This is a genomic window from Lysinibacillus sp. NPDC048646, assembly GCF_050272295.1.
GTDB lineage: Bacteria > Bacillota > Bacilli > Bacillales_A > Planococcaceae > Lysinibacillus.
This window is the reverse complement of sequence record NZ_JBNNLZ010000002.1, coordinates 15,989-27,973: the sequence shown is the minus strand read 5'-3', so window position 1 is coordinate 27,973 and position 11,985 is coordinate 15,989. Positions and strand designations below refer to the sequence as shown.

The 11,985-nt window shown below is 36.2% G+C and carries 12 protein-coding genes and 2 pseudogenes; 4 read left to right on the top strand and 10 right to left on the bottom strand.

Going from position 1 to position 11,985, the window contains the following annotated elements; translation table 11 throughout:
* Window positions 1–731, bottom strand: a 731-nt coding sequence (locus ACQKII_RS02325; protein WP_427455972.1) for a hypothetical protein, incomplete at its 3' end; no start/stop codon positions are given.
* A gap of 446 nt (window positions 732–1,177) precedes the next feature.
* Between ACQKII_RS02325 and ACQKII_RS02320 the strand changes: the two genes are divergently transcribed.
* The gene (locus ACQKII_RS02320; RefSeq protein ID WP_427455970.1) at window positions 1,178–2,164 is read left to right on the top strand and encodes an ETX/MTX2 family pore-forming toxin; all 987 of its coding nucleotides are present in this window, start codon (window positions 1,178–1,180) and stop codon (window positions 2,162–2,164) included.
* A 368-nt stretch (window positions 2,165–2,532) separates the two neighbouring features.
* Here the strand turns inward: ACQKII_RS02320 and ACQKII_RS02315 are convergent, their stop codons facing one another.
* The 4 genes from ACQKII_RS02315 to ACQKII_RS02300 form a co-directional block, all read right to left on the bottom strand.
* Entirely contained in the window at window positions 2,533–3,033 is a 501-nt protein-coding gene (locus ACQKII_RS02315) for a M15 family metallopeptidase (RefSeq protein WP_427455968.1), read from the bottom strand.
* Window positions 3,034–3,126: 93 nt separating this feature from the next.
* Window positions 3,127–3,351 carry a hypothetical protein gene (locus tag ACQKII_RS02310; RefSeq protein ID WP_427455966.1) on the bottom strand — a complete coding sequence of 75 codons (225 nt, stop codon included), beginning with the start codon at window positions 3,349–3,351 and terminating at the stop codon, window positions 3,127–3,129.
* Between the two features lie 258 nt (window positions 3,352–3,609).
* Window positions 3,610–4,137 (bottom strand): GrpB family protein, encoded by a 528-nt coding sequence (locus ACQKII_RS02305; protein WP_427455964.1) that lies wholly within the window; start codon window positions 4,135–4,137, stop codon window positions 3,610–3,612.
* Window positions 4,138–4,185: 48 nt separating this feature from the next.
* Window positions 4,186–4,392: a hypothetical protein gene (locus ACQKII_RS02300; RefSeq protein WP_427455962.1), complete on the bottom strand. Its 207-nt coding sequence runs from the start codon at window positions 4,390–4,392 to the stop codon at window positions 4,186–4,188.
* Between the two features lie 187 nt (window positions 4,393–4,579).
* Here ACQKII_RS02300 and ACQKII_RS02295 point away from each other — a divergent pair, with 187 nt between their 5' ends.
* From ACQKII_RS02295 to ACQKII_RS02285, 3 genes and pseudogenes are all read left to right on the top strand, one after another.
* Window positions 4,580–5,542, top strand: coding sequence for a S8 family peptidase (locus ACQKII_RS02295; RefSeq protein WP_427455960.1), 963 nt, complete (start codon window positions 4,580–4,582; stop codon window positions 5,540–5,542).
* Window positions 5,542–6,357 (top strand): endonuclease I family protein, encoded by an 816-nt coding sequence (locus ACQKII_RS02290; protein WP_427455958.1) that lies wholly within the window; start codon window positions 5,542–5,544, stop codon window positions 6,355–6,357. Before ACQKII_RS02295 ends, ACQKII_RS02290 begins: the two co-directional genes overlap by 1 nt.
* Before the next feature lie 24 nt (window positions 6,358–6,381).
* Window positions 6,382–6,558, top strand: a pseudogene (locus ACQKII_RS02285) (transposase); the annotation flags it as partial.
* Between the two features lie 601 nt (window positions 6,559–7,159).
* On the opposite strand, the gene ACQKII_RS02280 reads toward ACQKII_RS02285, so the two are convergent.
* From ACQKII_RS02280 to ACQKII_RS02260, 5 genes and pseudogenes are all read right to left on the bottom strand, one after another.
* Entirely contained in the window at window positions 7,160–8,005 is an 846-nt protein-coding gene (locus tag ACQKII_RS02280) for a DUF2785 domain-containing protein (protein WP_427455956.1), read from the bottom strand.
* A 77-nt stretch (window positions 8,006–8,082) separates the two neighbouring features.
* Window positions 8,083–8,355 carry an aminotransferase class I/II-fold pyridoxal phosphate-dependent enzyme gene (locus tag ACQKII_RS02275; RefSeq protein ID WP_427455954.1) on the bottom strand — a complete coding sequence of 91 codons (273 nt, stop codon included), beginning with the start codon at window positions 8,353–8,355 and terminating at the stop codon, window positions 8,083–8,085.
* A gap of 855 nt (window positions 8,356–9,210) precedes the next feature.
* Window positions 9,211–9,621 carry a hypothetical protein gene (locus tag ACQKII_RS02270; protein ID WP_427455952.1) on the bottom strand — a complete coding sequence of 137 codons (411 nt, stop codon included), beginning with the start codon at window positions 9,619–9,621 and terminating at the stop codon, window positions 9,211–9,213.
* Between the two features lie 250 nt (window positions 9,622–9,871).
* Window positions 9,872–10,726 (bottom strand): malate synthase, encoded by an 855-nt coding sequence (locus ACQKII_RS02265; RefSeq protein WP_427455950.1) that lies wholly within the window; start codon window positions 10,724–10,726, stop codon window positions 9,872–9,874.
* A gap of 681 nt (window positions 10,727–11,407) precedes the next feature.
* Window positions 11,408–11,767: pseudogene (locus ACQKII_RS02260) on the bottom strand (transposase); the annotation flags it as partial.
* Window positions 11,768–11,985: the final 218 nt, after the last annotated feature.

Below are 11,985 nucleotides of genomic sequence, written 5' to 3'. Positions count from 1 at the left end.
TTCGTTTCTTCATCTAAATTTGAGAATTTATCGCCTTTTCCGATGAAAGTATGATTAGGAAGAGTCACACTAAGTTCTTTGAGTTGTGTATTGGCTTCCTCTTGAGTTAAAGATCCGTCTTTAACTTGTTTCATAATTTCTTGTACCTGTGTATTCGTTTCTTCATCTAAATTTGCGAACTTATCGCCTTTTCCGATGAAAGTATGATTAGGAAGAGTCACACCAAGTTCTTTGAGTTGTATATTGGCTTCCTCTCGAGTTAAAGAAACGTCTTTAACTTGTTTCATAATTTCTTGTACCTGTGTATTCGTTTCTTCATCTAAATTTGCGAACTTATCGCCTTTTCCGATGAAGGTATGATTAGGAAGAGTCACACCAAGTTCTTTGAGTTGTATAGTGGCTTCCTCTTGAGTTAAGGAACCGTCTTTAACTTGTTTCATAATTTCTTGTACCTGTGTATTCGTCTCTTCATCTAAATTTGCGAATTTATCGCCTTTTTCATTATGTTTTGAAAATAATGATACCCCTAGATTTGCTAGTTCGTTCCTTAGATCATTTAAAATTTCATTAACTTTTTGTTGTGTTTCAACATCCAAATTTGTGTATTTTTCTACATTTACTGTTTCTTTTTGAAATTCAGCAGCATAGGTTGGAATAGTTGTACCTCCTATTATCCCTAATGATAAAGCTCCTGTCATAGCATAAGTTGAAATCTTACTTTTTATTTTCATTCTTATTCACTCCTTGAATACGTGTATATTCAGCTTAGATTTTAACTAAACTGTAAATACACTTTATCAGCGAAATGTGTCAGCTGTATGTCAAAAGAGGAATTGCTTGAAAAAGGTTACACTATTGAAGAGATTATTAGTGCTTTTGAGGAAGTAGTTTCAGATATAAAACAACCTATAACAGATGATGAAACAGATAACTAATTACGGTTGTCTGTTTTTTTTGTGACATTTTATATATTTCAAATGAGTCTCCCGACTAGAAATATGAGTATTTTCGTATATTTTAGTAACATTTATACCCTAAATAAACTTATATATAATAATAAACTATGTTATATTCGGTAATTTTACTTACTTTTTAGAAGATTCGCATTTTAAAATATTGTTATGTATGATTGTAATGTAATGGAAAACAAAAATATGAGTAAGCTAGGAGGAAAGATATGAAGAAAAAAATTACGAAAACATTATTATGTGCGACTATGGGGATAAGTATTTTAACACCCTTAGCGGTATCCGCCAAAACAGAGGATAATAACGAGCAACAATTGATTACACAGATTAACCAGAGGGAGAATAGTTTCCCTAATGTAGGACTAGGCACTCAGTGGCTTTTCCAATATTACGATAAATATTTAAGAGCGAATGGATTATTTCGTGTTGCTCCAGTTGTAACTGTGGAAGATTTAGAAGTTAAAAATTCTTATGGTCAATTAGCAATGGAACCCCAAGTAATAAGTACTACCCCACTTTGGGCTGGACAAAGTGATTTAGAAAATGCGACTGACCGTGAACAAACTTTAAATTCAACAGAATTTCGTAAATCTTATTCCAACACTACAACTTCTTCTACAGAACATGGATTTATGCTAGGGACTGAAACATCTCTTTCAACTGGCATACCCTTTCTAGCAGAAGGAAAAATCACCTTAAAAGCAGAATATAATTTTAATAGTACTCAGGCGCATGAAGCCTCTGAGACTGTAGAGTATGTAGCCCCAACTCAAGCAATTATTGTTCCACCACAAACAATTGCTCGTGTAACGGCAACATTAGATGTAAAAAAAATTAAAGGTAAAATGGACCTTCATTCAGAAATTGGATTGAATAAAGAAGTATATGGTTCCGATAAAATCACAATGTATCATGTATTTGAAGGTATTAAAGGTTCGGTAAGCCTTGGTTCTATTTATGACGATGCCTACAAGCAAGCAGAAAAAGATGGGTATAGTGAAATACCTGAGATTAAAGCTCTTTCAAGAAGTTCTAATAATCCCGATTACTTTTTAGCTAGTGGAGTGGGGAGCTTTGAATCAGAATACGGCAGTATTTTCAATGTTAAAGTTGAATATATAAATATAAAAACCAAAAAGATTGATAAAACAGAAAATATAGTTATACAACCTAAAATAAAATCACTAACAGAATAAGTCGGTAATCGAGATTTTTTGCAATACAAATTACCTATACGAAGAGGATGACTAACACTCCCTTGACAAGAATGAACGTTCGTTTCGTTTGTTCTTGTCAAGGGAGTGGGAATTAATAAAAAAAAGCCCAGGCTCAAAATTAATTGAGTACCTGGGCTTTGGTGTATGGTTGAGGAATGGTGCATCTTAACCCTTTGTGCAGAAAGGAAAAGTTGCACCTGAATTATTATATCAATACAAGTATATAGGTAGCATCCAACAAATGGTATAAAAACAAATATAAACACAACTACTTGGATAATATACATTTTTAACTAATAATATCCAATTAATAAAAAATCTTTAATTACTCTTTCCTGTTCCCAATTCTATTTTTTACTTCTTCGTTGTTGAATCGTAATATACAATCCTATTAAACGGTCCGTAGTCATTGTACGACTCTTCAAATCATTTAAATGAACTTGCTGAATCACACCGTCTTTAACAGCTTGTGTTAAAAATGCTTCTGCCTCTGTAATCATTGCTGGTGAACCAGGATTCCAATTTGTCACTTTATTTTCCTCCTTTTTGTCTTCAATTAATTGGACCTTCAATTTGCTGTTACTAGGAACAATTACAGTACCTTCTAACTTGTAGCCCTTTGGCATAATCCAATTTGACTTAACTTCAAAATGCGGGCGATCAATAGCATTAGTCCAAGTACCTCCCCACTCAATGCCTAATTTCTTAGCAATAGCCCCTACTCTATTCAATATAGTCACATCATATAAAGATTGTGGATGACCAACAGCAATATTCCACGCTAGGCGTGATTTGTGATTACTGTCTAATGTCCAAGTAACAATCTGACCTGTTATGATAATAGGCACATAAATGAAAAAACATATGTAATAAGGAAATAAAGAAGCCCCCCATCACCGGAGTGGTCTTCTAGTATGGTTTATTTAATGAAAGCATCGTGTTCAATTATATTTTGAAACATTCGTACAGTGCTCTTCTAATTCTCTTAGTGAAAATAAATTTGTTATGGGATATTCACCAGAGGTTTCTTTAGAATACGTTAAATGGACGATAGCATATTTATTTATTTCACTTATCCAAAAAACAACATCATCATTATCTTCTCTTCTTGCTATTGCTATAGCTTTCTTTCTAAATAGAATGTGACTTGGAGAAAGTTCTCTCATTAATTCCCCATTAAGACTTTCTGACATCCTATCATTAATTAACCACCATGGTTCAACATAATTTTTTTAGAATATCTTTCAATTGGGAGCATATCCTTTCCTAACTGAATTCAACGTCGTCCTAATACTTTTCCCTAAACTATTCCTTTAATTTAATAATACCTTATAACACAATCATTTAGATAAATTCCCCATTTACCGTTACGACACATAAAAAACCACTCATCACGGAGTGGACTTTTTATGATAATTTCGTAATTAAATTCTATTTAGTGAATGTGGTTGCTTCTCGTATTTTTTAAACTCAGGAGTTTCCATTAATCCTTGGAAAAACTTATCTTTGGCTTCCCTATATGCGTCCATTGATTTGCCTTCATATTCTTTCTTTAAGTTATCATATTCATCACGATATTTATTATTTGCCAATAAAACCTCCCTAAATTTCCAAAGGAAATCAAATTCAGAATCAATTGCAGTTAATTGGACTCCTAAAGGAGGATTCGTTGTATCATCCTTAAATGCCCTAAATGTATCTGTTTTAATACTTTCATCATTTCCTTCGTATAGACTTGAAAGTAATTCTACTGCTTTCGGAAATTGCTCAGCACTAACACGTACTTGAAGATCTAAATCCCCCTTAGTAACACTATTAGGAATTGCTGTACTACCAACATGCTGGATATCAACTTCTGGTATTAGCTTTTTTATTTTATTTTTGTGCAATTCAAAAGTTTTCTCAGCATTTTCATTAAATAGTTTGCTATCAAAAAAGTTTACTTTTTCCATATAAATCTCCATTCTATAATTATTTATTCTTTTGATGTTACCATATTTTCAAATATTTAACATCAAGTCATCATTTAATTTAATTGATATTTCTTTTCCTTCCACCATTTCAGCCACTGACAATCCATCAAATAAAGCCATAATAACAATGCCCAGACCGAAAACAGCTTTTAGTTGATATACATAATACTTAACAGCAAATATTTCTAGTCCTATCATGTAACTACTTAGAAAGTAACTTGTAAATCCAGCCATACTAAAGCTACCAATTGCAGCGATAAGGATTGAAATCACATAGAACACAAAAAACAAGAAGTTCACCAATTCCGATAGTTCGATAAAAACACATCTATTGTAACTGTTAATCTAAATTCTGAATTGTTAAACTATTAGCAACTACCAAGAATACACTTAAAACTTAATTCATTCAGGAGGGATACAAATGGAGCAAAAGTTACATTTATTTCCGTATCAAGTGAATGCAGTGGTCGAAGAGGTGTCTGAGGTGCCAAAAGGTATTGAGCTTATAGCAGCTCCAAAAATTTGGGAGAATTCTAAAGGGAAGGGAATCACTGTTGCGATATTGGACACAGGGTGCGACGTCAACCATCCTGATTTGAGTGAGCGTATTATCGGCGGACGGAATTTCACTGGTGATGATAATGGACAACCTGATGTATACACCGATTATAATGGCCATGGAACCCATGTGGCTGGCACAATCGCTGCCGTCCATAACGGTACAGGAGTAGTTGGTGTTGCGCCTGAAGCAAGTTTATTGATATTAAAGGTGCTTGATAAAAGTGGATCAGGGCAATACGACTGGATCATAAATGGCATTAACTATGCAGTGGAACAAAAGGCGGATATCATCTCCATGAGCCTCGGCGGTTCTGTCGATGTACCTGAGTTGCACCAAGCTATTCTAAACGCTATCGCTAATCAAATTCTAGTAGTTTGTGCTGCTGGAAATGAGGGTGATGGACAGAGTTCATCAGACGAATTGGCCTATCCTGCCTGCTACAATGAAGTCATCAGCGTCGGATCCATTAATCTGCAACGCCGTTCTTCTGAATTTTCAAATTCGAATAATGAAGTCGACTTAGTAGCCCCTGGTGAAGAAATCCTTTCAACATATTTAAACGGAAATTATGCAAAACTAAGCGGAACTTCGATGGCAACACCGCATATATCCGGTGCACTTGCACTCATAAAAGAGAGTGCCAACAAAAACTTTGAGCGAAATCTGACAGAGGTTGAGCTGTATGCACAATTAATAAAGAGAACGATTCCTTTAGGAAACTCGCCAAAACTCGAAGGCAACGGATTGCTGTACTTAACAACAGTGGAATACTTATCGGAGGTGTTCAACCAAAAATTATTTGCACAGGCGTTGAAAATATAATGGAAAAGCTAGAATTGTTATATTGTGAATGGCAAACCGCCAAGTCAGACTTTTTAAAATATAAGGAAAATCGACCCTATTATGACGAAAAGAAAGATAAGGAAGTCAGGAATCAATACTATCAGAGCATTTCATTTACGGATGCTAATCTTTCAGACAGCCTTCACACATTGCTTGAAAAAACACATACAGATCAGTTAAACTACAGCCCGCACCGTTATGTGTACCCTTGGGTCGATTTGCAGGAAAACGGTTCATTAAAAAGCCTTTATTCTGGAAATAGGATGGATCCACTTTCTGTCATAGAGGAGGACGTTCGGCTCCATGAAATGCAGGCAACAGGGTTAATCAGCATCTTTTCGGATGATCTATTTAACTGTGAACATGTAGTGCCTCAATCATGGTTCGATAAAAAAGAACCGATGAGAGGAGACTTGCATCATCTATTTGCCTGCGAACCCACCTGCAATAGCAGTCGCAGCAACTATCCTTACTACGATTTCCACGATTATATCCCTGAAGGATTGATTTTAGGAATCAAAGATGGCTGCGGTAAGGCTGAAGAAAGTAAATTCGAACCAGAATACGGCAAAGGAATCGTTGCTAGAGCAACACTCTATTTCCTAATTCGCTATTCAAACACAATAAAAAAAGAACTGGAGAATGTCTCTTTATTGCTAAAATGGCATCAAACATTTCCGGTATCCATCTATGAAAAGCATCGCAACCTTGCTATCCATGAACTACAAGGCAATCGGAACCCGTTTATTGATTTTCCAGAGATGGCAGAAAGTATCATCACTATAGAAAAATGAAGTGATTGATTGAAAATTTAACAACTTTCTACGGTAGAGCGTGAGATTGATCAATTGGCGGCACAACTCGAAAAATATGACTTAATCCAGTCACTTCCCGGTATAGGTGAAAAAATCGAGGCCACGATACTTTCAGAAAATGGGGAAATTGAGCGGTTCAATCATCCCAAAAAGCTAGTAGCCTTTGCGGGACTAGACCCATTTTTCAGTAACTTGATTAATTTTATTATTCCATTTAGAGTCCTCCTTGTTTGATGATGGGTCATTGGTCGTTGACACTCATGCATCATACTAGAGGGCTCTTTTTCTTTCAAGACCTCGGACATCCTTCAAACAGGAATGCTGCTCCGTTAGTAAAAAAGCGTCTCAACTTATTGTAGAGTTTGAGTGAAATGTTTCACAATATTTTTTCATGGATATACACTTGAGGGCTGGCATGTGGAAGAATGTAGGCTCCAGTACGAATCAACTGTATGTTTCGAAGCATTTTTTCCTTCACAACATGGTTTAGAAAGGGTGCACTTATGCCTTGCAAAATTAAAGAAGGGATAAAATAAACAAGCCAAAGGACACCTATATAGAATGAAAACAATATTAGTTGATCTCTACTGTCTGGTAATCAATGATGTTCAAACTCTCACCGGAATTTTTGTAAATCTGGAATACTTGCCTCTCCTTTTGTGCGTGGTGGGTGGTACTTCTATTTTACCAAAGGATGGTTTCTTTTTGTTTTTCTTGACATAAAAAGGGGCAATCCCTCAGCCAATTTTCCATGGCTTTTGGGACAGCCCCTCTATATCCTTTAACTGATAGAAAACCTGTTCAATTTTGCCTCAGTACCAAGCATGACAGTGTTAAGCTCATTCCCTCGGCTATCTTGTCCCCTTCTGAAATAGAGACTGCGTAAAAAATTCTTGCTGTTCACGCGAGCAATCACCTGACTGCGACTTCTCGGCAAATTGCAGCATTGCGCTAAGCCGCTAATCCAATCAGCGATTTCTTGATGTGGAAGTAGCTCTTTGTCAATCATCGTATCCACGATGTTGACCAACCGCTCATCATCCTCATCGCTAAAAATGTGTCTACCATTATGAAGCATGCCAGAAATAGCAACAAGCACCTCACGCAGCATGGCGACGCTGCTCTCCTCGCACTGCACTAGCTCGACAAAAACATCCGCACCGTGAGACGCGCTGTGAGCCCAGCCCCCTACTGAAAGGTAACCTCGCAGATCCATCTCCTCTTTATAATAGCGGAGCATTACATGCATTAATTGCTCAATTTCCGCTTGATTGAAAAATGGATTCTGTCTGTGGCGTTGCACAATCAAAGCGATAGGCAAGGCAGAGAACGTCCTTGTAAAAACTGACTGATCATCCTCGCTGCCAATATTATAGAACAAATGGTTGTCATCAGTCAGAACAGTTAAGAGGCTACGCAACTCCTCTCCACTGAACCTATTCTCTTCCCTAATCCACATATAAAACATCGGATAAATCAGGTTATCCCGTAATTCTGGCTGAGGATCGCCAATATATTGAAGTAACAAAGGTAAGAAATCTTGATGCTGCTCACCTTCGCGTAACTGGTACTCATCCTTCTCAATTCTTTGCAAATCCAGCATCAATTTGGTCCTTGTATCGCTCATTTCCCCATCCCTCTCATCATTCGTTCACTCTCCTCGCCGAGATCATGAGTCAGCGGAAATTCTGCTTATTCCTATTGTCATCCCTTGGATGCAATAAATTCAGACATCCATTTCATTGCACCACGGAATTTGTCAGGGTGAAGCCCAAATCCAACCCTGAAATGTCCAGGACGCTCAAACACTTCACCAGGAAGAACAGATACTTCCGTACTCGCAATCAATTTCTCTGCAAAATGTTGGCTACTAAGTGTTTTATCTTTCAAAAACGGGAAGGCAACGATTCCGCCTTCTGGTTCAACCCAGTCGAGCTCGTTGACTAGCTTTCGGAATTCTGATACATTTTCTAGCATCCATGACTTGTGCTCAAGTCCGATATTCTTTCAATGAAGCAGAAGCCTAACCGCAATAAAATCATTAATCGAACAAATTGTATGAGTAGTATAATCTTTAAAATCACGAATTTGGTCGATCAACTCCTTGTCAGCGACCACCCACCCTACTCTCAGTCCAACACATGCGAGACATTTGACCCTCGACCTTGTTTAATCCACTGATCAATCTCAGATGTTCTTTTTCTTTTCGACATAAAAACATCCCTTTAGATAATCATATCTAAAGGGGTAAAACGGTGCAACTTTATTTCAAACCTACACCTAAAGGGCGGTTTTATATCACTTATGCTCATGTACAAAATCGTGGAGGGACCTTTTTCAGTGCACTTATTTTATTCCTTCCATCTATGCCCTGAAGTTCAACGATTTCCTTTGATCTGGTATGGTGTAAATAATGTCCTCCCTCAAATGTCATCACTTTTCCATGTACAGAATCTATGACTTGCTCTTCATGCAATGGTATCCATCACTAAAAGCTCCACTGCCATAATGTTCTTTAGGTAAGGGAGTTACTTTGTTAATTTAATAATCCATTTCTTAATGTCCACGAGTCTATTGTATTCAGGTTTTTCATGAGTACCAGCGATAATGAGAGGAACAAGGGAATCGATTTTGTGTAAAGAACCATGTGCTCCTCCACCAGTATGATTATGACTATGTTCTTCAATAAATTCAAATTGAGGCTTTGCATCTACAATAATAAATTGACCTTCATGTGAATGCAGGGCACCATTAAGCCTTGCTAGAGCATCTGGATAATCGTCATATTCGATAAGTCCTTGACTATCGACCTTTAAATTTAATATTGAGTGATCACCATCTAACTTCCATGAATTGAGATAATGTCCCCAATGAAATTAATGAAGGTCCGTTGATATCTATTTTATTTGGTAGAAGTCCCATAGCTGAAATAAGTTTCGGTACATTTAATCGTTGGTGAAAACTCCCACGATATAAAAGTCCATTGATAGAGGCAGATTGAATGTCATCCTTTGAGAGTTCTTCGTGAATGGTCTGAACATTTTTGCTCAAATGCTCTTTATTTAGATTAACAATACCGTCTAGAACAACATTTTTCACTCCAAGGCTCCATATTTCGCTTATGCCGCTTCCATAGCTAATAATGCGATTTTCATCTTTCTTAAACCATATAAGGCCTGGACATTTCTTGCAGCTGTTCCAGTCATCTAATTGATTCAAGAAAAAAAGACCTGAGCTTTTCACTCAAGTCTTCCTCGATCATTAGATATCAATTTCAAAATGATACTTACGATAATAATCGAAATGATGGAACCAATTAAATCTGGAAGAGTGTAGAAATCACTTAATGTAGGACTCCAATTGGTGCCTTTGAAACAACTGCATACCTTATATTTTAATTCCAAATCAGGTTAGCTATGACACGAACAATCCCAGCAGTTACAACTAAAAAGAAAGTAGGTGTTAGTCATTCTTATAATCTTTGGGCAAACGTCTAAATACGCATTAATGCGCCATTAGGCTTTGGTAACTCTTGAGCTGTTATCTGATTCATTTTACAAAAATGTTTAAAAAATTGTTGTGCCAGCTCTCGTTCATTTGGGTCACTTTTCAACGAAACTATATCAAGCAAAATTTGAGCCATCCATGAATTTTCAAAATAACGGAATTTACCTGTATTCCATGTCATTTTTTCAGGGAATTTTTCATTTATATAATATTGCCAGAAAAGCAGCTGATCCGATTCCTGTTCTGTAAGTTGAATTCTGTATTTTGAATGAGCAGGAATATATCCATCTTCACAAAGCTTACCGACAAAATCTTCATTCACCATATAGACACCTAAGATACGTCTGTCTTTTTCAGGCATGCTGGAATCTATTGCTGTTAATAGGACAGCGCTATTTTGGTGCAAGCGGCTCGGCTTGTTTGGCTTTCCTTTGTTATTACCACTTTTTAATACGCCTGAAAAAACTTTCCACTCTGAAAAAGAACTATTCTGTTCTTCTGTGTCACACCAAAAAACCATTTGTGATTCGGGATGAAGTTTATGGTTTTTCATAAGTTTTTCGTGTTCCAAGCGAAGTAACAGTTTTTTTCGTTGTAGTTTTTTTCCCTCTTCCTTCTTCCATTCTTCCTCTTTTCGTTCATTTTCCTTTTTTTGTATAATTTCTTCAAGTGACTTAGCATCACTTTTATCATGTAGTTTTAGGTGCTTTCCAAATACATCTGGGAAAACAAACAGTTTATTTTCCGATGCGAAATGTATTTCAATACTAGAATCATTATGTTGAACTATACTACCCATGCCAAAACGCTTATGTGTAACTTTCTTATTGATTAGATTCATTATTCTAGTCCTCCTTATGGAATAAAAACTCGGTTACTATTAGATAGTAAATTAATAATTTCTAACTTCCTTTAAAGCTCACATAACTGTTTTAATTTTTTCTCCGCTTAAAAAAGATATTAAAAAACGTATCCAAATTCTATCTGCAAAAAAGAACAGCGGAATTCGAAATACGATTTAAAAAAAACAATTGTAAGACTATTATAACATTTTTTAATAAATTTACAAATTTATTATTGACAACATATTTTATCATAAGGTAAAATTATTGTTTATTCTCTGAATCCCCTTGAAATAGCTATGAAATAAAGGCCTCCAAAAAGTCGCGAAACTTCTGGAAAGCCCCTATAAATAACCACTTGATTACCGGTGAAAGCATAGGAGGGCTCAATGATATAATAATCTCCGGTTTTAGGTGGTATATTGTTACTGATGTTATATGGCTTAGCTTTCTGACCAAATTCATAATGAATTGTTAAGGCAATATACATTCACTATTTCTGTTCGGTTCATCTAAAACCGAATATCCATTTACTGACTATACAAAAACAGATATTTATCAATACATCGGAACTGAGCGTGAAAAATTAAAGCTCCCACCTTGCTCTCCTGAAGATGTCATTTTCATGGATGCGAAAGCGAATAATAGCATCGGCCGCTATGTGCATCATATTCACACTTTTTGACTTGATAATAATATGAGCTTTGAGGAATTTGTAGGACATCGCACATGTAACGCCTGCGATTACTCGGCGTAGAAAAAATTGCTGATACTGAGTATTTGTGAGCGTTCGTACGAATCACATCTACTTTCGTCCCATGATCAGCGCTGCTGCTTAAAATATTATTCTCCATATGTAAACGTTGGACTTCTTTACGCAGATCTAGTAACTCTTTTTCTTCTTTCGTTCGATTATCTTCCACAGTAAATGAACCTGTATTTTGATGGTTTTTAATCCAGTGATCTAACGCTGAAGGCGTAATTTCGTATTCTCTGGCAATGTCTGCACGAAACTTGCCATTTTCATAAAGCTTCACCATTTATAACTTAAAATCTGCTTTATAGGTTTTACGTTCTTGTCTCATTTTGACACGCTCCTTTGGGTAGTCTTTTTAGTGTACTAGCCCTTATAAGAGCTGTCTAACCAAGTGTAGCCTACCCAACCATAATCCATTTTTTCTTAAAGGTAAATTCCTAATTGTTCACAAGTAACGGATGCAATTAAGTTTCTTCTTTCCTATAAATATAGTGGGGAAAG